Origin of the sequence: Microbaculum mangrovi (genome assembly GCF_051390635.1) — a bacterium.
Classification (GTDB): domain Bacteria; phylum Pseudomonadota; class Alphaproteobacteria; order Rhizobiales; family Tepidamorphaceae; genus Microbaculum.
Map to the genome: position 1 here is coordinate 219,174 of NZ_JBPODT010000004.1, position 20,716 is coordinate 239,889.

At 67.6% G+C, this 20,716-nt stretch carries 23 protein-coding genes and 1 tRNA gene; 15 read left to right on the forward strand and 9 right to left on the reverse strand.

Features of this window, described 5'->3' with window-relative positions; all coding sequences use genetic code 11:
* The first annotated feature begins 42 nt into the window (after positions 1–42).
* The 5 genes from ugpA to ACSF9G_RS17850 all read left to right on the forward strand — a co-directional run bounded on the left by ugpA (position 43) and on the right by ACSF9G_RS17850 (position 3,855).
* Positions 43–927, forward strand: coding sequence for a sn-glycerol-3-phosphate ABC transporter permease UgpA (gene ugpA, locus ACSF9G_RS17830; protein ID WP_436643471.1), 885 nt, complete (start codon positions 43–45; stop codon positions 925–927).
* A gap of 123 nt (positions 928–1,050) precedes the next feature.
* A complete protein-coding gene (ugpE, locus tag ACSF9G_RS17835) occupies positions 1,051–1,899 on the forward strand; it encodes a sn-glycerol-3-phosphate ABC transporter permease UgpE (RefSeq protein ID WP_436643472.1) in 849 nt (282 codons plus the stop codon).
* 9 nt (positions 1,900–1,908) lie between these two features.
* A complete protein-coding gene (ugpC, locus tag ACSF9G_RS17840) occupies positions 1,909–2,988 on the forward strand; it encodes a sn-glycerol-3-phosphate ABC transporter ATP-binding protein UgpC (RefSeq protein WP_436643473.1) in 1,080 nt (359 codons plus the stop codon).
* Positions 2,989–3,117: 129 nt separating this feature from the next.
* Positions 3,118–3,546, forward strand: coding sequence for an Hsp20 family protein (locus tag ACSF9G_RS17845; protein ID WP_436643474.1), 429 nt, complete (start codon positions 3,118–3,120; stop codon positions 3,544–3,546).
* A gap of 39 nt (positions 3,547–3,585) precedes the next feature.
* A complete protein-coding gene (locus ACSF9G_RS17850; RefSeq protein ID WP_261616857.1) occupies positions 3,586–3,855 on the forward strand; it encodes a BQ00720 family protein in 270 nt (89 codons plus the stop codon).
* A 101-nt stretch (positions 3,856–3,956) separates the two neighbouring features.
* On the opposite strand, the gene ptsN is transcribed toward ACSF9G_RS17850, so the two are convergent.
* The 9 genes from ptsN to ACSF9G_RS17895 form a co-directional block, all read right to left on the reverse strand.
* Positions 3,957–4,421: a PTS IIA-like nitrogen regulatory protein PtsN gene (gene ptsN, locus ACSF9G_RS17855; RefSeq protein ID WP_436643475.1), complete on the reverse strand. Its 465-nt coding sequence runs from the start codon at positions 4,419–4,421 to the stop codon at positions 3,957–3,959.
* A gap of 57 nt (positions 4,422–4,478) precedes the next feature.
* Positions 4,479–5,075 carry a ribosome hibernation-promoting factor, HPF/YfiA family gene (gene hpf / locus ACSF9G_RS17860; protein ID WP_436643476.1) on the reverse strand — a complete coding sequence of 199 codons (597 nt, stop codon included), beginning with the start codon at positions 5,073–5,075 and terminating at the stop codon, positions 4,479–4,481.
* 191 nt (positions 5,076–5,266) lie between these two features.
* Entirely contained in the window at positions 5,267–6,895 is a 1,629-nt protein-coding gene (gene rpoN, locus ACSF9G_RS17865) for an RNA polymerase factor sigma-54 (protein WP_436643477.1), read from the reverse strand.
* 11 nt (positions 6,896–6,906) lie between these two features.
* On the reverse strand, positions 6,907–7,707 hold the full coding sequence (gene lptB / locus ACSF9G_RS17870; RefSeq protein ID WP_436644029.1) for an LPS export ABC transporter ATP-binding protein: 801 nt from the start codon (positions 7,705–7,707) through the stop codon (positions 6,907–6,909).
* 448 nt (positions 7,708–8,155) lie between these two features.
* Complete coding sequence (locus tag ACSF9G_RS17875) at positions 8,156–8,755, reverse strand: LptA/OstA family protein (protein ID WP_436643479.1); 600 nt, start codon at positions 8,753–8,755, stop codon at positions 8,156–8,158.
* Positions 8,745–9,665, reverse strand: coding sequence for an LPS export ABC transporter periplasmic protein LptC (gene lptC, locus ACSF9G_RS17880; protein WP_436643480.1), 921 nt, complete (start codon positions 9,663–9,665; stop codon positions 8,745–8,747). The genes ACSF9G_RS17875 and lptC overlap by 11 nt, the downstream gene beginning before the upstream one ends.
* 55 nt (positions 9,666–9,720) lie before the next feature.
* Positions 9,721–10,335 carry a ribonuclease D gene (locus ACSF9G_RS17885; RefSeq protein WP_436643481.1) on the reverse strand — a complete coding sequence of 205 codons (615 nt, stop codon included), beginning with the start codon at positions 10,333–10,335 and terminating at the stop codon, positions 9,721–9,723.
* A 55-nt stretch (positions 10,336–10,390) separates the two neighbouring features.
* Positions 10,391–10,477 (reverse strand) — tRNA-Leu (locus ACSF9G_RS17890).
* 58 nt (positions 10,478–10,535) lie between these two features.
* Positions 10,536–10,961 (reverse strand): TIGR02300 family protein, encoded by a 426-nt coding sequence (locus ACSF9G_RS17895; protein WP_436643482.1) that lies wholly within the window; start codon positions 10,959–10,961, stop codon positions 10,536–10,538.
* A 244-nt stretch (positions 10,962–11,205) separates the two neighbouring features.
* On the opposite strand from ACSF9G_RS17895, the gene aroA reads away from it, so the two are divergent.
* The 10 genes from aroA to trpA all read left to right on the forward strand — a co-directional run bounded on the left by aroA (position 11,206) and on the right by trpA (position 20,715).
* Positions 11,206–12,630, forward strand: coding sequence for a 3-phosphoshikimate 1-carboxyvinyltransferase (aroA, locus tag ACSF9G_RS17900; protein WP_436643483.1), 1,425 nt, complete (start codon positions 11,206–11,208; stop codon positions 12,628–12,630).
* A complete protein-coding gene (gene cmk, locus ACSF9G_RS17905) occupies positions 12,627–13,247 on the forward strand; it encodes a (d)CMP kinase (protein ID WP_436643484.1) in 621 nt (206 codons plus the stop codon). Before aroA ends, cmk begins: the two co-directional genes overlap by 4 nt.
* Before the next feature lie 183 nt (positions 13,248–13,430).
* On the forward strand, positions 13,431–15,287 hold the full coding sequence (rpsA, locus tag ACSF9G_RS17910) for a 30S ribosomal protein S1 (protein WP_436644030.1): 1,857 nt from the start codon (positions 13,431–13,433) through the stop codon (positions 15,285–15,287).
* A gap of 60 nt (positions 15,288–15,347) precedes the next feature.
* Complete coding sequence (gene sppA, locus ACSF9G_RS17915; RefSeq protein WP_436643485.1) at positions 15,348–16,319, forward strand: signal peptide peptidase SppA; 972 nt, start codon at positions 15,348–15,350, stop codon at positions 16,317–16,319.
* Between the two features lie 18 nt (positions 16,320–16,337).
* Positions 16,338–16,625, forward strand: a complete 288-nt coding sequence (gene ihfB / locus ACSF9G_RS17920) for an integration host factor subunit beta (RefSeq protein ID WP_261616867.1) — start codon at positions 16,338–16,340, stop codon at positions 16,623–16,625.
* Between the two features lie 27 nt (positions 16,626–16,652).
* Positions 16,653–17,018 carry a lipopolysaccharide assembly protein LapA domain-containing protein gene (locus tag ACSF9G_RS17925; RefSeq protein ID WP_436643486.1) on the forward strand — a complete coding sequence of 122 codons (366 nt, stop codon included), beginning with the start codon at positions 16,653–16,655 and terminating at the stop codon, positions 17,016–17,018.
* Positions 17,019–17,137: 119 nt separating this feature from the next.
* Positions 17,138–17,860, forward strand: coding sequence for a phosphoribosylanthranilate isomerase (locus tag ACSF9G_RS17930; protein WP_436644031.1), 723 nt, complete (start codon positions 17,138–17,140; stop codon positions 17,858–17,860).
* The gene (gene trpB, locus ACSF9G_RS17935) at positions 17,857–19,104 is read left to right on the forward strand and encodes a tryptophan synthase subunit beta (protein WP_436643487.1); all 1,248 of its coding nucleotides are present in this window, start codon (positions 17,857–17,859) and stop codon (positions 19,102–19,104) included. The genes ACSF9G_RS17930 and trpB overlap by 4 nt, the downstream gene beginning before the upstream one ends.
* A 37-nt stretch (positions 19,105–19,141) precedes the next feature.
* Entirely contained in the window at positions 19,142–19,864 is a 723-nt protein-coding gene (locus ACSF9G_RS17940; RefSeq protein ID WP_436643488.1) for a flavodoxin family protein, read from the forward strand.
* A gap of 8 nt (positions 19,865–19,872) precedes the next feature.
* Positions 19,873–20,715, forward strand: coding sequence for a tryptophan synthase subunit alpha (gene trpA, locus ACSF9G_RS17945; RefSeq protein WP_436643489.1), 843 nt, complete (start codon positions 19,873–19,875; stop codon positions 20,713–20,715).
* Position 20,716: the final 1 nt, after the last annotated feature.

The following is a 20,716-nucleotide window of genomic DNA, read 5'->3' on the forward strand; positions in this document are numbered from 1 at the left end:
CGGCCCGCCGCACCGTGTCCTTGCCATGCACCTGTTTCCGCGATGAACGAAAAACGCGTCAGCTTTTCAGGCGTCTGGCTGCCGGCGGCCCTGCTCGCCCCGCAGCTTGCGATCACCGCGGTCTTCTTCCTGTGGCCGGCGAGCCAGGCGGCCTACCAGTCGGTGCTGCGCCAGGATGCCTTCGGGCTTTCGGTCAAGTTCGTCGGCCTCGACAATTTCGTCCGTCTGTTCGAGGACCCGGGCTACCTCGCCTCCGTGCACGTCACCGTCGTGTTCAGCGCTGCCACCGCCATCCTGTCGATGGGGTTCGCGCTCCTGTTCGCGGTCGCCGCGAACCGGGTGCTGCGCGGGGCGACCGCCTACAAGACGCTGATGATCTGGCCCTACGCCGTCGCCCCCGTGCTCGCCGGCGTGCTGTGGTGGCTGATGTTCAATCCCACGATCGGCATCGTCGCCTATGCGTTGCGCGGCCTCGGCCTGTCGTGGAACCACGTGCTCGACGGTGACCAGGCGATGATCCTCATCATCATCGCCGCGGCCTGGAAGCAGATCTCCTACAATTTCGTGTTCTTCCTCGCCGGCCTGCAGTCGATCCCGCGCTCGCTGATCGAGGCCGCCGCGATCGACGGCGCCGGTCCGGTCAAGCGCTTCTTCACGGTGACGCTGCCGCTGTTGTCGCCGACCACCTTCTTCCTCGCCGTCGTCAACCTCGTCTACGCCTTCTTCGACACCTTCGGCATCGTCCACGCGACGACCGGCGGCGGCCCGGGCCAGGCGACCACCATCCTGGTCTACAAGGTGTACCGCGACGGCTTCATCGGCCTCGACCTCGGCGGTTCGGCGGCCCAGTCGGTCATCCTGATGGCGATCGTCATCGTGCTGATCGTCATCCAGTTCCGCTTCGTCGAGCGGCGCGTGCACTACTGAGGACGCGATGGTCACGCTCCGCCCTCAACCCCACTCTCCGCTCATTCCCGCTTTCGCGGGAATGAGCGTAAGGAAGCCGGCTCACCCGCTGTCTCCCGATCAGATGGGGGCATGAGGACAGCCATGGTCGAACGCCGCCCGCTCCTGACGCTCGTAACCCACCTGACGCTGATCCTCGGCGCAGCCTTCATCGTGCTGCCGGTGTGGATCGCCTTCGTCGCCTCGACGCACGCCGCCGGCGACTTCCTGTCCGGCGTTATGCCGCTGTGGCCGGGCGACCAGCTGGTTGAGAACTACTGGAAGGTGCTCAGCACGGGCGAGGCGGCCGCGGGCACGCCGCCGATCGGCCTGATGCTGGTCAACTCGACGGTGATGGCGCTGTCGATCGCGGTCGGCAAGATCGCGATCTCGCTCCTGTCGGCCTTCGCCATCGTCTATTTCCGGTTTCCGCTGAAGCGGACGGCCTTCTGGATCATCTTCCTGACGCTGATGCTGCCCGTGGAGGTGCGCATCCTGCCGACCTACGAGGTGGTGGCGGGCCTCGGGCTGCTCAACAGCTATGCCGGCCTGTCGCTGCCGCTGATCGCCAGCGCCACGGCGACGTTCCTGTTCCGCCAGGTGTTCCTGACCATTCCCGACGAATTGACCGAGGCCGCCCGCATCGACGGGGCCGGGCCGATGAAGTTCTTCCGCGACATCCTCCTGCCGCTGTCGCGCACCAACATCGCGGCGCTGTTCGTCATCCTCTTCATCTACGGCTGGAACCAGTACCTGTGGCCGCTGCTGGTGACGACGGACACCGGCTACTACACCGCCGTCATGGGCATCCAGCGCATGGTCGCGGTGCCGGATTCCGAGCCGCTCTGGCACCTGATCATGGCCACCGCGATCCTCGCCATGCTGCCGCCGGTCGTGGTGATCGTGCTGATGCAGCGGCTGTTCGTGCAGGGCCTGATCGAGCAGGAAAAGTAGGAGCTTTCGATGGCTGACGTGATCCTCAGCGGCGTGCGCAAGGTCTATCCCGGCGCGGTGGAGGCGGTGAAGGCCGTCGACCTTCGCATCGCCGACGGGACGCTGTGCGTGCTGGTCGGCCCCTCGGGCTGCGGAAAGTCGACACTGCTCAGGATGATCGCCGGGCTGGAAACGGTAAGCGAGGGGGCGGTGGCGATCGGCGGCGAGCCGGTCAACGACCGCGAGCCGGCCGAACGCGACATCGCCATGGTGTTCCAGAACTACGCGCTCTATCCGCACATGTCGGTCTACGACAACATGGCCTACGGCCTGCGCAACCGGCGCACGCCCAAGCCGGAGATCGAGCGCCGCGTCCGCGCGGCGGCGGGGCTGCTCGCCATCGAGCCGATGCTTGCCCGCAAGCCACGGCAGCTGTCCGGCGGCCAGCGCCAGCGCGTCGCCATGGGCCGGGCGATCGTGCGCGAGCCGAAGGTGTTCCTGTTCGACGAGCCGCTGTCCAATCTCGACGCCAAGCTGCGCGTGCAGATGCGCATCGAGCTGAAGCGGCTGCAGCGCAGCCTGGGAACCACCTCGATCTACGTTACCCACGACCAGCTCGAGGCGATGACGCTCGCCGACCTGCTGGTGGTGATGAATGAGGGGCGCATCGAGCAGATCGGCACGGCGATGGCGGTCTACGAGAAGCCGGCCACCACCTTCGTCGCCGGCTTCATCGGCTCGCCGCCGATGAACCTGATCCCGGCCGAGCCGGACGGAACGGGCCTTGATCTCGACGGGACGGGGCACCGGATCCCGCCGCCCAAGGGCGCCGGCGGCCCGGTGATCATCGGCATCCGGCCCGAAGACCTCATCATCGGTGAGGACGCCGAGGGGGGCGTTTCCGACACCGTGCCGGTCGTCTTAGCGGTGACCGGGGTCGAGCCGATCGGCGCGGAATCGCTGGTGCATGGCCGCACCGGAGCCGGCCACGAGATCACGGTGCGCGCCCCCGGATACGCGGATTTCGCGCCCGGGCATCGCCTGACGGCGCATACGGGCCTGAAATCCCTGCATTTCTTCGACCGGGACAGCGGCGCCCGGATCGGCTAGGGCGGCTTGAACCGCCAATCCGGCAACCCCATATCCAGTCTCGACCGGCGGACGGGAATGTCGCCGGACCACGGAGCGGGCGCCGAAAGGGCCCAGTTCAAGGTCGCTTGGTGACGAGGACTTTGCCGGATGCCGCGTATGTCTACGCTAAACAGCCCTTATCTGCTCGGTTTCGACGGGATCGAGCGCCTGATCGACCGCGTATCGCGGAGTTCGGGCGACGGATACCCGCCCTACAATATCGAACGGCTGCCCAGGAACGGCGGGCAGGCGACGACGCTGAGAATTACACTCGCGGTCGCCGGATTCACCAAGGACCAGCTCGACGTGACGCTGGAGGACAACCAGCTCACCATCAAGGGCAAGCAGACCGAGGAGCCCGACCGCGAATACCTCCACCGCGGCATCGCCGCCCGTCAGTTCCAGCGCACCTTCGTGCTGGCCGACGGCATGGAGGTCGGTGGGGCGGGCCTGGAGAACGGCCTGCTCGTGATCGATCTGGTGCGGCCCGAACCCGAACGGGTCGTGCGTACGATCGAGATCACGGATATCGCCTGAGCGCGCCGGATCTCGAGAAAGGCAAGAGGTATGAGTATCATGGAACGGAACGCGAACCGGCATGACGAGAAGATCGTCATCACCGAGGAAATGCTGGCCAACATGGGCGGCGGCGAGATCGCCTACGTGAAGCCGATCATGTCCGACGTCCTCAAGCAGCTGTTCCCCGATGCGCCCGACATGGCGCCGGGCATCCGCCTGTTCATGCTGAACGCCGCCGACGGCACGCCGATCATGCTGACCGACAGCCAGGAATCGGCGGTCGCCGGCGCCAAGGAGCACGAGCTGGAGACCGTCAGCGTGCACTGAGCGGGTCGACAGCACTCGACTTACCGCATCGCCGGGCCGTTCGCGGTCCGGCGATTTGCGTTTCAGGGTAGAGGATTTCGAGGGGCGAGCGCTTGCGCGCGCTAGACCGCGGTCGGCTCCGACGCCAGGCTGAGCACGGCGTAGATGGACGCGGCGTCGCGCGAGGCCCTGAGCTTCTGGGCCATGCCCGGCTCGCGCATCAGGCGGGCGATGCGGGCCAGCGCCTTGAGATGGTCCGCGCCGGCGCTTTCCGGCGCCAGCAGCAGGAACACCAGATCGACCGGCTCGTCGTCGATGGCGTCGAAGTCGATGGGCTTGTCGAGCCTTGCGAACATGCCGAACAGCGAATCGATCTTGGCCAGCTTGGCGTGCGGTATCGCCACGCCCTGGCCGATGCCGGTCGAGCCGAGCCGTTCGCGCTGCAGCAGGTGATCGAAGATATCGCGCGCTGGCAGGTCGAGCAGGGTCGCCGCCCGCTCCGCCATCTCCTGGATTACCTGCTTCTTCGAATTCGCCTTGAGCGAGGGAATGATCCCGTCCTGGCGAATGAGATCGCTGAGATCCATGTTGCACCGTCACGGGGCAAGCGCCAAAGGGCCGCCCGTAGCGGCCCGGAAACGGCGCTAGCCGCGCGCCTCCTTTTCATCGGATTCGGCCGGATCGATCCAGCCAATGTTGCCGTCATGGCGGCGATAAACGACATTCATGCGGCCGTTGGCCACGTTCCGGAACAGAACGACCGGCGCTTCGGCCAGGTCCATTGCCATAACCGCCATGCCGACGGTCATCTTGCGCAGCGCGGTCTGGCTCTCGGCGATGACGATCGGATTGTCGTCGACGACCCCCGCTTCCCCGGCCTCGTCCTCGTCCGGCGCGGCGATAACGTAGCTGGTCGCCGCCTGCGACTCGTCGGCGCCGTGCTCGGCGTGATGGTCCTTGAGCCGGCTATTGTACCGCCGCAGCCGCTTTTCGATGCGCTCGGCGGCCTGATCGAAGCTCACATAGGCATCGCCGCCGACGCCGCGGCTGTGCAGATCGATCCCCGAATCGAGATGGATACGGCATTCCGTGCGGAATCCGACGCCCTCGCGCTCGACGGTCACCTGACCGGACCAGCCGCCGTTGAAATATTTGCCCATGGCAACGCCAAGCCGCTCAGAGACTTGCTCTCGCAGCGCGTCGCCAATGTCGATGTTCTTTCCGGTGACCCGAAGTTGCATGATCTCGTGTCGTTCGGAAGGCCCTGTCGGGTTTACCCTTCCGGGCTTCTACTGCGCTAACCCCAGGCCCTCGCGCCGCCGATCGCGACGCCGCGGTGCCGCGCGGATCGTCAAGCCAGACTGTCCCTTCGCGGCGGTCGGAACCTAAGGACGCTGTCCTGCCAAGTCAATCGGAGGATCGACTTGACTTTTCATAATCCGGCCCGTTTCTCCCGCCGGCGCTGAACGGAAGACGGAATCTTCAACCATTCCCGATACTTGGCGACTGTCCGCCGGGCGATATCGATCCCCTGGCCGCGCAGGATTCCGACGATCGCGTCGTCGGAAAGGATGGCGTCGGCGGCTTCCGCGTCGATCAAATCCTTGATGCGGTGACGCACCGCCTCGGCGGAATGGGCCTCGCCGCCCTCGGTCGCCGCGATCGCCGCGGTGAAGAAGTACTTGAGCTCGAAGATGCCGCGCGGCGTCGCCATGAACTTGTTCGCGGTGACGCGGCTCACCGTCGATTCGTGCATCTGGATCGCGTCGGCGACGGTGCGCAGGTTGAGCGGCCGCAGGTAGCGCACGCCCCTGGCCAGGAAGGCGTCCTGCTGACGGATGATCTCGGTGGCCACCTTGAGGATGGTGCGGGCGCGCTGGTCGAGGCTGCGAATCAGCCAGTTGGCCTGCTGCAGGCAGTCGGACAGGTAGGCACGGTCCGTGTCGGAGCGGGCCCCGCCCGAGACGGTGGCGTAGTAGGACTGGTCCAGCAGCACGCGCGGCAGCGTGTCGGAATTGAGCTCCACGTGCCAGGTGCCGTCGGGGCGCGGACGCACGAACACGTCCGGGACGACGGGCTGGACCGGCTCCGAACCGAACGCCTGGCCGGGCTTCGGATCGAGGCGGCGGATCTCGGCGATCATGTCGAGGAGGTCCTCGTCGTCGACGCCGCAGACCTTCCTGAGCGCGGCGAGATCGCGCCGGGCGAGGAGCGCGAGGTTCTCGACGAGGGCCTGCATGGCCGGGTCGTAGCGGTCGCGCTCGCGCAACTGGATCGCCAGGCAGTCGGCAAGATCGCGGGCGCAGACGCCCGGCGGATCGAAGGCCTGCAGGGTCACGAGCACCGCCTCGATATCGGCCAGCGGCACGCCGAGCCGTTCGGCGGTCTCCGCCGGGGGCTCGCTCAGATAGCCGTTCTCGTCGACAAGATCGATCAGATGGCGGCCGATCAGCCGCCGGGTCGGGTCGGACACCGCCATGGCGAGCTGGTCGACCAGATGGTCGTGCAGGCTCGCCTCGCCGGCCACCGTCTGCTCCAGGAAGTCGCCCTCGCCGGTGCCCGAGCGGCGGTCGCCGCGCACCGTGCTCCAGCCGCCGTCGCCGCCGGGTTCGCCGCCGGAGGTGCCGGCCATGTCGCTGCCCGCGTCGCGGGTGGCGGCGGGCCCCGCGGTCGGCGTCTCGGCGTCGTAGACGTTGTCGAAGTCGGTATCGAGGCTGTCGGAGATCGCCGCGACGTCCTCGCCGCGGGTGACCTCGACCAGGTCGCCCGGCGACGCCTCATGATCGCCCGCCGGATCGAAATCGCCGGCGCCGTCGTCACTTCCCCCGTCGGCGCTTCCACGGTCCTCGCCGCCCCGATCCTCGCCCGGCCGGCCGTCATCCGACCGATCCTCGGCCGAATCCTCGGTCCGCTCGAGCAGCGGATTGCGCTCCAGCTCGGCTTCCACATAGGCCGTGAGGTCGACATTCGACATCTGCAGGAGCTTGATCGCCTGCATGAGCTGCGGGGTCATCACCAGGGACTGGCTCTGCCGCAGCTCCAGCTTCGGGGAGAGTGCCATCGCTCCCGCGCCTACATGCGGAACTCGTCGCCGAGATAGAACCGGCGCACATCCTCGTTGGCGACGACCTCCTCGGGCGAGCCCTGCATCAGCACCTGGCCATCGTGGATGATGTAGGCGCGGTCGATGAGACCGAGGGTCTCGCGCACGTTGTGGTCGGTGATGAGGACGCCGATGCCGCGCGCCGACAGGTGGCGCACCAGGGCACGGATGTCGCCGACGGCGATCGGGTCGATGCCGGCGAAGGGTTCGTCGAGCAGCATGAACGCGGGGCGCGAGGCGAGTGCGCGGGCGATCTCGACACGGCGGCGCTCGCCACCGGACAGGGCGATGGCCGGCGACTTGCGCAGCCGGGTTATGGCGAATTCCTCGAGCAGCGAGTCGAGCTCTTCCCGGCGCTTCTTGCGGTTCGGCTCGGTGACCTCGAGCACGGCGAGGATGTTCTGCTCGACGGTCAGGCCGCGGAAGATCGAGGGCTCCTGCGGCAGGTAGCCGATGCCGAGGCGGGCGCGGCGATACATGGGCAGGCGGGTGATGCCGCGGCCGTCGAAGGTGATCGCGCCGGAATCGGCGGTGATCAGGCCGGTGATCATGTAGAACACGGTCGTCTTGCCGGCTCCGTTGGGACCTAGCAGGCCGACCACCTCGCCGCGGCGGACGCCCAGACTGACGCCCTTGACGACGAGCCGGCTCTTGAAGCTCTTCTTGATGTCGTGGACCTCGAGCCAGCCCTCGCCCCGTGCGGCCTCCACCGCGGGCGGCCCGCGGGTATCGGCGACGGTATCGGCGAGATCGGGCGCGGACGCGACCACGGTCTCGAAGGTCCGCCAATCGAACCCGCCGCCATCGAACGCGTTGCCGGCGGTAGAATCCCCATCGGCGGGTTCCCGGGGAAATGTCTCCGAAGCCCGTCCCGGCGGTCTGCCGGGCGGCGCGCCGGGCGGGCCTGCGGACGCGAACGGGGCGTCGAGGGCGGGATCGCGAAAGGCCGGATCGGCCCGGGTGGGATCGGCCCAGCCGGACTCGGCCAAGCCGGACTCGGCCCAGGCGGACCCGGCCCAGGCGGACTCGGCCGAACCGGGATTGCCGGGATCGCGTCCGCCCGACGCGGCGGCGTCGCGCGCGGTGCCACCGGCAAGGGACCGGCGCAGCCGGCGCGGCAATGTCAAAAGACGGCCCAAGGCGCGTGATGCTCCCATAGAAGCGTTTCGTCGGTTACCGATTCCGGGGAACCCGGCTGGAGCGGGCGGCGGTCCAGCGTCAGTTCGACTGATCCTGGCTCTCTTCCCGATTCTGGCGCTTTTCTTGCTTCTGCCCCATCGCGCCGGGAATGAAAAGCCCCTGGACACGTCCACTGTTGCCTGTGGGTGCCTCGGAAACCAGCTTAGATTGACCGGTTTCCAGGTTAACGATCAGTTGCGTTCCGCGCAGAACGTTCTTGCCCTGCGACAGAACGACGGCACCGCCGAGCGTCACCTGCTGGCTCGCCATCTCGAAAATCGCCCAGTCGCCCGTGGCCGTCTGGCCGTCGGCCTTGACGACCACCTTGCCCGTCGCCTCCAGCTTGGAAACGCGCTGGTTGCCCTCCGTGGCGTCGCCCTCGCCGGCGTAATAGACCTTGAGCTGGGCGGTCTGCATGGTCGTCGTGCCCTGCTTGACCTTCACGTTGCCCGAGAACACGGCCACCTTGTCCTTGTCGAAGACCTCGAGCTGGTCGGCCTCGATCTTGACTGGCTTGTCAGATTCGACCGAAAGGCCGGAAAAGGCGTCGGTCACGGCCTGGGCGCGGGCCCCGGTCGCGAAAACGGCTGCCAGAAGCAGCAATATCGCCGCCAGGGCGGTGTGCGGTCTATTCGGCATCTGCAGGCATTCCGTCGGTCGTCCCATCCACGGCCGGTGCGCTCTCGCCCCGGCTGTCGTCGCCCGCACCAACGTCGGGCTGCGCGGCGCCGATGCCAGCATCATCGACACGGCCACCATCGAGGCGCAAATCCACGATAACATTGCCGCGAAACAGCAGATGGGCACCGCGGTCGGTGATTTCCATCGACTTGGCGCGGATTTTTCCGCTCTTGGACACCGCGCGCACCGGCTCGGTGCTGACGATCGTGCCGGCGCTCATGTCGACGCGGGCGGCGTTGAGATAGGCGTAGTCGTCCTTGTCGGTCCTCACCACGATGTTGCTCGACAGCTCGAGGAGCTGGGAATCGCTGTCGAGCACGCCGTGGTCGGCGGTGACCCGGATCTTGTCGCCATCCGACTTGGTCATCGTGCCGTCGATCGATTCGAGCGTCACGACGCGCGGGTTGGTGACATCCTGCTTCGCCTTGGCGGCCGTCACCTGATAGGAGGTGCCGTTGTCGTTGAAGCCCGACAGCGACGGGTTCTGCATGGTCAGCGTCGTGCCTTCGAGGCCCACCTCGCCAAGGTCGATATTGCCGATCTCGGTCGGCAGGCTGCGCGCGGAAATGAACATCCAGACCACGACGACAAGCGCCACCGCGGGCAGTACCAGCCGCAACACGGCGACCACCCGGCTGTGCCGGCGGGCGGCCAGCCAGTCGGCCGGGCCCGCCGCGGCGGGCGTCCCGATACTCTGAGCCCCGATACTCTGGGCCCCGATGTTCAGGCCCCCGATGTTCAGCGTGCGGGCGCCCAGCGATTTTACGTCGATAGCCATCCGCTTCGCAGCAGTCCGTGCTCGTTTTCCGGGATGTCCTGCCCCCGGGTCATGATCGAACATTGCGGTCAAATAGCGGCGCGCGGCCATCGGCGCCCCGATCCATGGCGGTTGTCGCGGTCCGTTCCCCGGCTGCCGGTCGGCGTCAGGAATGCGCGAAAATATCTTCCTCGGCCCAGCCGGCGATGTCCAGCAGCGAGCGGGCGGGCAGGAAGCCGAAGCAGGCGTCGGCCAGATGCGCCCGGTTATCGCGGACGAGCAGGGCCTCCAGCCGTTGCTTCAGGAGATGCAGGTAGAGCACGTCGGAGGCGGCGTATTCGAGCTGGGCGTCGCTGAGTTCGGCCGCGCCCCAGTCCGAGCTCTGCTGCTGCTTCGACAGATCGACGCCGATCAGCTCGCGGCACAGATCCTTCAGCCCGTGCCGGTCGGTATAGGTGCGCGTCAGCCGCGAGGCGATCTTGGTGCAGAATACCGGTTCGGCGAGCACGCCGAGATTGCGCGCGATCATGCCGATGTCGAATCGGGCGTAGTGGAAGATCTTGGTGACTGAGGTGTCGGCGAGAAGCCGCTTCAGATTCGGGCAGTCGTAGGAATTGCGGTCAAGCTGGACGAGATGGGCATTGCCGTCTCCGGCCGAAAGCTGGACCAGGCACAGACGATCGCGGTTCAGGTTGAGACCGAGCGTCTCGGTGTCGACGGCGACCGCGTTGCCGAGCGACAGGTCGGCAGGGAGATCGCCTTGGTGAAGGGTAATCGTCATGTCTGGCCCCCGTATCTTGTCAGGATTTGCGCCGTCGGCGCTTCGGGGGTGCGGATGGTGCCCAGGAGAAGACTCGAACTTCCACGCCCTTTCGGGCACTAGCACCTGAAGCTAGCGCGTCTACCAATTCCGCCACCTGGGCACGTGGCGAGACAGTTATTTACCGTCCGCCTGATTGTCAATGGACTAGGAACGACCCGTCAGGTTTCTTCGTCGTCCTCGAGATCGCTGTCGATGAGACCGCTGACATCGCCGCCCTCGTCCTCCTCGTCGTCGAGGAATTCGTCCTCGTCTTCGGAGATATCCTCGTCGTCCTCGATCTCGGGAATATCGTCGACGCTATCGTCGTCGGTCTCGACGCGGCCGGTGTCCTCTTCCTCGGCGTCGACATCCTCCAGCGCGACGAGCGACTCATCGGCCTCATCGGACTCGACTTCCTTGGTCTCCTTGGGCGGCTTGGCGGCCGGCTTGGCCGCGGCCGGCTTCGCCTTCACCGGCGCAGCGACGACCTCGAGTAGGAGTTGGGTTCCGCACTTGGGGCAGACGATCGGGTCGCGGCCGAGATCGTAGAAGCGCGTGCCGCAGTCGCCGCAAATACGTTTGATGCCGAGCTCGGGTTTGGCCATCGCTCTAAAAACCTGTGTTGAAGCCTGTTGGTCTCGTATCGGGCCGGACCGCCCCGACCGCTGAAACGGCGCCTCCCATAGACGGAAAGCCGGAACCCTGTCAAAGGCAAATCCGGCCTCTTGTCCACCCCCCAAATCCGGCCGGCCGGGATGACGGCGGTCCGGCCCTGTGCTAGGAGGCCGGCGAGCCGGCGGTCGCCCGCCGCAGCCGCAGCCGCGAAAGCCCGTCGAAAAGCCGTTGCAGATGACCACCGAACCTGCCTCCCCAGATACCGCCGACGTTACCGCCGACCCACGTCTTGGCGCTCGTGCCTCGGGGCCGCTGACCGGGACCGTCAGGTTGCCCGGCGACAAGTCGATCTCCCACCGCGCCCTGCTTTTCGGGGCTCTGGCGGAAGGCCGCACCACGATACGCGGACTGCTCGAAGGACACGACGTGATCGCCACGGCGGACGCCATGCGCGCGTTCGGCGCCCGTGTGGAGCGCCATGTGGACAGTGCAGGAGAGGCCATCTGGACCGTCGACGGCGTCGGCGTCGGCGCGCTGACCGAACCGTCGGAAACGCTCGATTTCGGCAATTCCGGCACCGGCGCGCGGCTGGTGCTCGGCATCGTCGCCGGCCACGGTATCGCGGTGCGCTTCGACGGCGACGCCTCGCTGAGGAAGCGGCCGATGGGACGGGTGCTGGCGCCGCTCGACCTGATGGGCGCGCGCGTATGCGATTCGGCCGATGACCGCCTGCCGCTGACGCTGCGGGGCACGCGCGACCCGATCCCGATCGAATACCGGCTGCCGGTCCCCTCCGCCCAGGTGAAGTCCGCGGTGCTGCTCGCGGGCCTCAATTCACCGGGCCTCACCACGGTGATCGAGCCGGAACCGACCCGCGACCACACCGAACGCATGCTCGTCCATTTCGGCGCCAGACTGGATATCAGCCAGGACCCCGACGGAGCACGGCGCATCGTGCTTCACGGCCGGCCGCGGCTTGCGGGCCAGGCGGTCACAGTGCCGGGCGACCCCTCCTCCGCCGCCTTCCCGCTGGTTGCCGGCCTGATCGTGCCGGGCTCGCGCGTCACCATCGGCGGCGTGATGGTCAACCCGTCGCGCGCCGGCCTGATCACCACGCTTCAGGAGATGGGCGCGAAGCTGACGCTCGCCAACGAACGCGAGGACGGAGGCGAGCCGGTCGCCGACGTGACGGTCGAGGCGGGGCCGCTCAAGGGCGTCGAGGTGCCGGCGGAGCGCGCGCCCTCGATGATCGACGAATATCCGGCGCTCGCCGTCGCGGCCGCCTTCGCGCAGGGCACCACGGTCATGCGCGGCCTGTCGGAGCTCAAGGTCAAGGAATCCGACCGCCTCGCCGCCGTCGCCGCCGGACTGGCCGTCAACGGCGTCGACGTGCGCGTCGACGGCGACGACCTGATCGTCGTGGGCGGGTCCGGCAGGGTCGCGGGCGGCGGCACCGTCGAGACCCACATGGACCATCGCATCGCCATGTCGTTCCTCGTCATGGGGCTGGCCAGCGAAACGCCGGTGCTGGTCGACGACGGCGCCATGATCGCAACCAGCTTTCCCGATTTCGTGCCGCTGATGCGGGGCCTGGGCGCCGATCTCGGCCCTGTTTCGGATTGGCCCGATACAGCCCCTGCCGGGGAGCCGGGCGCGTGATCATCGCCATCGACGGCCCCGCCGCCTCGGGCAAGGGCACGCTTGCCCGGCGGCTCGCGGTCCGTTACGGCCTGCGCCATCTCGATACCGGCATGCTCTACCGGGCGGTGGCGCGGGCCGTCATCGACGCCGGCGCGGACGTTGCCGACCCCGCCGCGCGGCTTGCCGCGGCCAGGGCGCTCGATGCCGCCCAGCTCAGGGACGCGGCATCCCTGCGCGAACCCGGCATGGGCGAGGCGGCCTCCATCGTCGCCGCCGATCCGGCGGTGCGCGCCGAGATCCTGGCGTTTCAGCGCGACTTCGCGAACCGGCCGCCCGGCGCCGTGCTCGACGGCCGCGACATCGGCTCGGTCGTCTGTCCGAACGCCGACGCGAAGATCTTCGTCACCGCCGCGCCGGAAGCGCGCGCCGAGCGCCGCTGGAGGGAACTGGCCGGCAACGGCGCGGAAATTTCCTACGAGCAGGTGCTCGACGACATCCGCCGTCGGGACGCCCGGGACACCTCCCGCGCGGTGGCGCCGCTGCGGCCCGCCGACGACGCGCACTTGCTCGATACCACCGACTTGGATATAGAAGCCGCGTTCCGGGCGGCTGTGGACTTGATAAGCGGTTCGTGAGCGGCAATATGAGGGTGCGTGAGCGAACGCGCCCTCTGAACGCGTTTCCGGCGTAGCGGTTTGTTTACGGCTGCTCCGGATATCGGTTCGCCCGCACCCCCGGAAGACAGGTTCATCGCTCTGCCGTGAATCCGGTCCGACGCGCCAAAGGCGCAGCGGGCGGATCGGCGGGGCGCCCGAAACATTTGTCGTGCTTCAACCGGTACGGTCGGTGGTCGCGCGAACAGGAACAGGAAAAACACCGTGGCCACAGCCAGTATGGAAAAAACCCCCACCCGCGAAGATTTCGCCGCTCTCCTTGAAGAGAGCTTTACCCAGAACACCCTCGAAGAAGGTTCCGTCGTCAAGGGAACCGTCGTCGCCATCGAGAAGGACATGGCCGTCATCGACGTCGGCCTGAAGACCGAAGGCCGCGTGGCGTTGCGCGAGTTCGGCCTGCAGGGCCGCGAGCCGACCATCGGGGTCGGCGACGAGGTCGAGGTCTATCTCGAGCGCGTCGAGAACGCGCTCGGCGAGGCGGTGATCAGCCGCGACAAGGCGCGGCGCGAGGAGAGCTGGGAGAAGCTCGAGAAGGCGTTCGCGGCGAACGAGAAGGTCGAGGGCATCATCTTCAACTCGGTCAAGGGCGGCTTCACCGTCGATCTCGACGGCGCCGTGGCCTTCCTGCCGCGCAGCCAGGTCGACATCCGCCCGGTGCGCGACGTCGGCCCGCTGATGAACACGCCGCAGCCGTTCCAGATCCTGAAGATGGACCGCCGCCGCGGCAACATCGTCGTCTCGCGGCGCACCGTGCTGGAAGAGACCCGGGCCGAGCAGCGTTCGGAGCTGGTGCAGAGCCTCGAGGAAGGTCAGGTCATCGAGGGCGTCGTCAAGAACATCACCGACTATGGCGCGTTCGTGGACCTCGGCGGCATCGACGGCCTGCTGCACGTCACCGACATCGCCTGGCGGCGCATCAACCATCCCACCGAGGTCCTGGCCGTGGGCCAGACCGTCAAGGTGCGGATCATCAAGATCAACCACGAGACCCAGCGCATCAGCCTCGGCATGAAGCAGCTGGAAGCCGATCCGTGGGAGGGCGTGGAAGCCAAGTACCCGGTCGACGTGCGCTTCAAGGGCCGCGTCACCAACATCACCGACTACGGCGCCTTCGTGGAGCTGGAGCCGGGGGTCGAGGGCCTCATCCACGTCTCCGAGATGAGCTGGACCAAGAAGAACGTCCATCCGGGCAAGATCGTCTCCACCTCCCAGGAGGTCGAGGTGCAGGTGCTCGAGGTCGATCCGGTCAAGCGGCGCATCTCGCTCGGTCTCAAGCAGTGCATGGACAATCCGTGGGACAGCTTCGCCGAGCGGTTCCCGATCGGCTCCGTCATCGAGGGCGAGGTCAAGAACAAGACCGAGTTCGGCCTGTTCATCGGCCTGGAAGGCGACGTGGACGGCATGGTCCATCTCTCCGACCTCGACTGGAACCGGCCCGGCGAGCAGGTCATCGAAGAGTTCAATCGCGGTGACGTGGTCAAGGCGCAGGTTCTCGACATCGACGTCGACAAGGAGCGCATCTCGCTCGGCATCAAGCAGCTCGAAGGCGATCCGTTCGCGACCGCCGAGGCGTCCGAACTGCGCAAGGGCGGCGTGGTCACCTGCGAGATCACCGACGTCAAGGACAACGGCCTGGAAGTGAAGATCGCCGGCACCGACCTGACGGCCTTCATCCGCCGGTCGGACCTGGCCCGCGACCGCTCCGAGCAGCGGCCCGAGCGCTTCGCCGTCGGCGAGAAGGTGGACGCCCGCGTCACCCAGTTCGACCGCAAGACCCGCAAGGTCTCGGTGTCGATCAAGGCGCTGGAGATCGCCGAGGAGAAGGAGGCGGTCGCCCAGTACGGTTCGACCGACTCGGGTGCTTCGCTCGGCGACATCCTCGGCGCGGCGCTGAGCCGTGCCCAGGCTGGCGAGGCCGAGGAGCCGGCGGACGACAAGAAGGTCGAGGCCGAGGCCGAAGACGCGGCCGAGGAACCGACCGCCGAAAAAGACGAGAAGTAAGACCAGTCAGGCCCGACCGCGGCGTTCGCGCCGCGGTCGGGCACAGGAGGCCGCGAGGCGATGCCGCTTGACGCCGATCAGATCGTCGACCGCCGCCGTTTGCGGCGCAAGCTGTCCTTCTGGCGCGTCGCCGCCTTCCTCCTAGCCGCCATCGCCATCCTTGGCGCCGCGGCAGCCCTCATGCCCGAAAGCCCGTTCGCACCGCGCCAGGCCCATGTCGCCCGGGTGGCGCTTACCGGCATCATCGTCGAAGACCGCGATCGCCAGGAAATGCTGGACAAGATCGCCAAGACGCGATCGGCCAAGGCCCTCATCCTGATGATCGACAGCCCCGGCGGCACCACCGCCGGCTCCGAGGCGCTGTTCGAGGCGATCCGCAGGGTCGCAGAGAAAAAGCCCGTCGTCGCGCAGATCGGCACCGTGGCGGCCTCGGGCGGATATGCCGCGGCGATCGCCGCCGATCATATCGTCGCCCGCCGCACCTCGATCACCGGCTCGATCGGCGTCCTGTTCCAGTGGGCGGACGTCTCCAAGCTGCTCGGCGACATCGGCGTCAGCGTCGACACCGTCAAGAGCGGCGCGCTGAAGGCCGAGCCGAACCCGTTCGAGCCGACCAGCGATGAGGCCAAGGCGGCCGTGCGGTCGCTGGTGATGGATTCCTACGACTGGTTCGTCGGCATCGTCGCCGACCGCCGCAACCTCGATCCCGCCGAGGCACGGCGCATTTCCGACGGACGCATCTATTCGGGCGGCCAGGCGCTGAAGCTCAACCTGATCGACGCGATCGGCGGCGAGGAAGCCGCCCGCGACTGGCTGGCCTCCGAGCACAATGTCAGCCGCGGGCTCAAGATCCGCAACTGGACGACCGACGACGGTCTCGGCGGCGTTGGCTTCGCCGATACCGCCTCCGCGCTGGCGCGGGCGGCGGGCTGGGACACGCTCGCCACGCTGATCGATCGGGGCGCCCGGGCGAGCGGCGCCAGCCTTGACGGGCTGGTATCGCTCTGGCAACCTCAAGACCTTGAAAAATAAAGAGTTCAGGGGGCTATCATGATCAAGTCGGAACTGGTGCAACGGATTGCCCAGGCCAATCCGCACCTCTATCAGCGCCATGTCGAATTGATCGTGAACACGATCCTCGAAGAGATCACCCAGGCGCTCGCGCGCGGCGACCGCGTCGAGTTGCGCGGCTTCGGCGCCTTCTCGGTCAAGAACCGGCCCGCACGCACCGGCCGCAACCCGCGCACCGGCGCCAAGGTCGCCGTCGAGCAGAAGTTCGTGCCGTTCTTCAAGACCGGCAAGGAAATGCGCGAGCGGCTCAACACCGAAAAATCGTAACGGCACGACACCAGTAGCGAACGCCCCATGCTCCGCCGCATCATCCAGGTCCTCGTCATTGTGCCGCTGGCGGTCGTGATCGTCGTCTTCTCCGTCGCCAATCGCCATTCGGTGACGATATCGCTGGATCCCTTCGGCGGCGCCGAGCCAGCATTGTCGCTGTCGCTGCCCCTGTTCCTGATCGTTCTCGGCACCCTGTTCATCGGCGTCGTCGTCGGTGGCGTGGCGGCCTGGATGAGCCAGGGCAAGTGGCGCCAGCGCGCGCGCCTGTCGCGCGAGGAGGCGGCGCGATGGCGCAACCGCGCCGACGAGGCCGCCCGCACGGAGGCCGCCCGCACACAGGCAGACGCCTCGGGAGCGCCGCGCCTGCCCGCGCTGAAGCGCAGCGCCTGACCCGGACCCCGCGCGGGGGTCACCGCCCCTCGGGACTTCTACCGACCCTTCGGGGTTTCACAGACAACGCAATCACAACAGGTCCGGTCGCAAGCGACATGGACTTTCGCCGCAATTTCATGGCACCTATCGCCGCCACGGACAGACAGGGTTTTCGGCACGTGCATGTGGACGTCAAAATCTGCGGACTGACGGATGAAACGGCCGTCGCGGCGGTGCGCAACGCGGGCGCCGAGTACGCCGGTTTCGTCTTCTTTCCGCCGAGCCCGCGGCATCTGAGCGCCGCGCGCGCCGCCGCGCTGGCCGCGCCCCTGCGCGGCCGCGCCACCGTGGTCGCGCTCACCGTGGACGCCGACGATCAGGCCTTCGACGACATCTTCGACACGTTCGGGCCGGACATGCTGCAGCTGCACGGCCAGGAGAGCCCGGAGCGGATCGCGGCGCTAAAGCGCCGCTACACGGTGCCGGTGATGAAGATGATCCCGGTCCGCGAAGCCCGCGACCTCGGCGCGGCGGAGGCCTATCTCGCGGTCGCCGACCGGATTCTCTTCGACGCCAAGGCGCCGGCGGACGCGACGCGGCCCGGCGGCCTCGGCCTGAGCTTCGACTGGCAGCTGCTCGCCGGCCTTGACCTGCCGGTCCCGTTCATGCTGTCGGGAGGGCTGGATCCGGATGTCGTCGGCGAGGCGATCCGCATCGCCCGGCCCGACGCGGTCGACGTCTCTTCGGGCGTCGAGACCGCTCCCGGCGTCAAGGACCCGTCCGCGATCGCCCGTTTCGTCAAGGCCGTGCGCGCCGCCGAAGCCGCACGCGATCGCTCAATGGAAAGGATACCGTCGTGACCGTCGCCCCGCCCAACACCTATCGTGCCGGACCGGACGAGCGCGGCCATTTCGGCCTGTTCGGCGGACGCTTCGTCGCCGAGACGCTGATGCCGCTGATCCTCGATCTGGAGACCGCCTGGAACGAGGCCAAGGCGGATCCGGAATTCCAGGCCGAGCTCACCCATCTGAACACCCACTACACCGGGCGGCCGAGCGCGCTGTATTTCGCCGAGCGGCTGACCGAGCACTGTCGCGAGGCTGCCGCCGCCGCGGGCGGCAAGGGCGGCGCCAAGATCTACTTTAAGCGCGACGAGCTGAACCACACCGGCAGCCACAAGATCAACAACTGCCTGGGCCAGATCCTGCTCGCCCGCCGCATGGGCAAGACCCGGATCATCGCCGAGACCGGCGCCGGCCAGCACGGCGTGGCAGCGGCCACCGTCGCCGCCCGGTTCGGCTATCCCTGCCACGTCTACATGGGCGCCACCGACGTCGAGCGGCAGAAGCCGAACGTGTTCCGCATGAAGCTGCTGGGCGCCGAGGTGCACCCGGTGACGTCGGGCGCGGGCACGCTGAAGGACGCCATGAACGAGGCGCTGCGCGACTGGGTGACCAACGTCGAAAGCACCTACTACATCATCGGCACCGCCGCCGGCCCGCACCCCTACCCCGAGCTGGTGCGCGACTTCCAGTCGGTGATCGGCAAGGAGGTGCGCGAGCAGATGATGGCGGCCGAGGGCCGGCTGCCCGACGTGCTGGTGGCCGCCGTCGGCGGCGGCTCCAACGCCATCGGCCTGTTCCATCCCTTCCTCGACGATACCGATGTCGAGATCTATGGCGTCGAGGCGGGCGGCCACGGCCTGGAGGGCGAGGAGCACTGCGCCTCGCTGAACGCCGGGCGGCCGGGCGTCCTGCACGGCAATCGGACCTACCTGCTGCAGGACGACGACGGCCAGATCCTGGAAGGCCACTCGATCTCCGCCGGCCTCGACTATCCCGGCGTCGGCCCGGAGCATTCCTGGCTGCACGATTCCGGCCGCGTCACCTACGTGCCGATCACCGACACGGAGGCGCTCGACGCCTTCCAGGTCTGCACCCGGCTCGAAGGCATCATCCCGGCGCTGGAGCCCTCGCACGCGCTGGCGCAGGTGCTGAAGATCGCCCCGACGATGGCGCAGGACAAGATCATCTGCATGAACATGTGCGGCCGCGGCGACAAGGACGTCTTCACCGTCGGCAAGATCATGGGGTACGAGCTGTGAGCAACCGGCATACCCGATCGGACCTGCCGGAGACGCGATGACGACCGCGCCCTCGTCACGTTCGGACTATACCGGCCTGCGCGCGGTGTTCATCAACTGCACGCTGAAGCGGTCGCCCGAACCCTCACACACCGAGCGGCTGATGCGCAACGCGGTGGCGATCATGGAGTCCGCCGGCGTCGAGGTGGATTTCCTCAGGGTCGCCGATCACGACGTCGCGTTCGGGATCTATCCGGACATGCGCGAGCACGGCGCGGACCAAGACGCGTGGCCCGAGATGTTCTGGCCAAAGGTCGCCGCGGCCGACATCGTGGTCCTGGGAACGCCGATCTGGCTCGGCGAGGAATCGTCGTTGTGCCGCACGGTGATCGAGCGGCTCTATGCCCATTCCGGCCAGCTCAACGATGCCGGCCAGAGCATCTTCTACGGCAAGACCGGCGGCGCCATCGTCACCGGCAACGAAGACGGCATCAAGCACGTGTCGATGACGGTGCTCTACGCGCTGCAGCACATCGGCTTCTCGATCCCGCCCCAGGCGGACTGCGGCTGGATCGGCGAAGCCGGACCCGGCCCCTCCTATGGCGACGACGGAGCCGGCTTCGACAACGCCTTCACCCGTCGCAACACCATCATCATGACGTGGAACCTGATGCACCTTGCCGGACTGCTGAAAGCGAGCGGCGGCTTTCCCACGCATGGGAACCAGCGGCCGAAGCTCGACGACAACTGGTTCGGCCACCCGAAACTGGATTCGAAGTGACGCGCACAATGACCACATCCCGCATCGACCACCGTTTCGCCGCCCTGCAGGCCGAGGGCCGCGCCGGGTTCGTCACCTTCGTGATGGCCGGCGATCCCGATTACGAGACCTCGCTGGAGATCGTGAAGGCACTGCCGGCCGCCGGCGCAGACCTGATCGAGATCGGCATGCCGTTCTCCGATCCGATGGCAGACGGCCCGGCGATCCAGGCCGCCGGCCGGCGCGCGCTCGAAGGCGGGCAGACTCTAAAGAAGACGCTCGCCATGGTCAGCGCCTTCCGCGAGACCGACGCCGATACGCCGATCGTGCTGATGGGCTACTACAACCCGATCTATTCGTACGGCAACGAGACCTTCCTGGACGATGCCAGGGAGGCCGGCGTCGACGGGCTGATCATCGTCGACCTGCCGCCGGAAGCCGACGACGAGCTGTGCATCCCGGCGATCGAGCGCGGCATCAACTTCATCCGGCTGGCCACGCCGACGACCGACGACAAGCGTCTGCCGAAGGTGCTCAGCAATACCTCCGGCTTCGTCTACTACGTCTCGATCACCGGCATCACCGGCACCCGGGCGCCGGATGCGGCCGCGGTATCGTCCGCGGTTGGCCGCATCAAGCGCCACACCGACCTGCCGGTCGCGGTCGGCTTCGGGGTCAAGACGCCGGAACAGGCCGCCGCGATCTCGGCGGGCGCCGACGCTGTGGTGGTCGGGTCGGCCCTGATCGAGACGGTCAAAGGCTCGCTCAATGCCGACGGCCATGCTACCAATGCGACCGTACCGGCGGTCGCGGAGCTGGTTACCCGGCTCGCCGAGGGCGTGCGTGCGGGCCGCCCCGTCGCCGCGGAGTGAT

Coding starts and splice junctions, on each gene's coding strand:
- ugpA (WP_436643471.1), top strand. CDS start 43: ATGAACGAAAAACGCGTCAGCTTTTCAGGCGTCTGGCTGCCGGCGGCC.
- ugpE (WP_436643472.1), top strand. CDS start 1,051: ATGGTCGAACGCCGCCCGCTCCTGACGCTCGTAACCCACCTGACGCTG.
- ugpC (WP_436643473.1), top strand. CDS start 1,909: ATGGCTGACGTGATCCTCAGCGGCGTGCGCAAGGTCTATCCCGGCGCG.
- ACSF9G_RS17845 (WP_436643474.1), top strand. CDS start 3,118: ATGCCGCGTATGTCTACGCTAAACAGCCCTTATCTGCTCGGTTTCGAC.
- ACSF9G_RS17850 (WP_261616857.1), top strand. CDS start 3,586: ATGGAACGGAACGCGAACCGGCATGACGAGAAGATCGTCATCACCGAG.
- ptsN (WP_436643475.1), bottom strand. CDS start 4,421: ATGGATCTCAGCGATCTCATTCGCCAGGACGGGATCATTCCCTCGCTC.
- hpf (WP_436643476.1), bottom strand. CDS start 5,075: ATGCAACTTCGGGTCACCGGAAAGAACATCGACATTGGCGACGCGCTG.
- rpoN (WP_436643477.1), bottom strand. CDS start 6,895: ATGGCACTCTCCCCGAAGCTGGAGCTGCGGCAGAGCCAGTCCCTGGTG.
- ACSF9G_RS17875 (WP_436643479.1), bottom strand. CDS start 8,755: ATGCCGAATAGACCGCACACCGCCCTGGCGGCGATATTGCTGCTTCTG.
- lptC (WP_436643480.1), bottom strand. CDS start 9,665: ATGGCCGCGCGCCGCTATTTGACCGCAATGTTCGATCATGACCCGGGG.
- ACSF9G_RS17885 (WP_436643481.1), bottom strand. CDS start 10,335: ATGACGATTACCCTTCACCAAGGCGATCTCCCTGCCGACCTGTCGCTC.
- ACSF9G_RS17895 (WP_436643482.1), bottom strand. CDS start 10,961: ATGGCCAAACCCGAGCTCGGCATCAAACGTATTTGCGGCGACTGCGGC.
- aroA (WP_436643483.1), top strand. CDS start 11,206: ATGACCACCGAACCTGCCTCCCCAGATACCGCCGACGTTACCGCCGAC.
- sppA (WP_436643485.1), top strand. CDS start 15,348: ATGCCGCTTGACGCCGATCAGATCGTCGACCGCCGCCGTTTGCGGCGC.
- ihfB (WP_261616867.1), top strand. CDS start 16,338: ATGATCAAGTCGGAACTGGTGCAACGGATTGCCCAGGCCAATCCGCAC.
- ACSF9G_RS17925 (WP_436643486.1), top strand. CDS start 16,653: ATGCTCCGCCGCATCATCCAGGTCCTCGTCATTGTGCCGCTGGCGGTC.
- ACSF9G_RS17930 (WP_436644031.1), top strand. CDS start 17,138: ATGGCACCTATCGCCGCCACGGACAGACAGGGTTTTCGGCACGTGCAT.
- ACSF9G_RS17940 (WP_436643488.1), top strand. CDS start 19,142: ATGACGACCGCGCCCTCGTCACGTTCGGACTATACCGGCCTGCGCGCG.
- trpA (WP_436643489.1), top strand. CDS start 19,873: ATGACCACATCCCGCATCGACCACCGTTTCGCCGCCCTGCAGGCCGAG.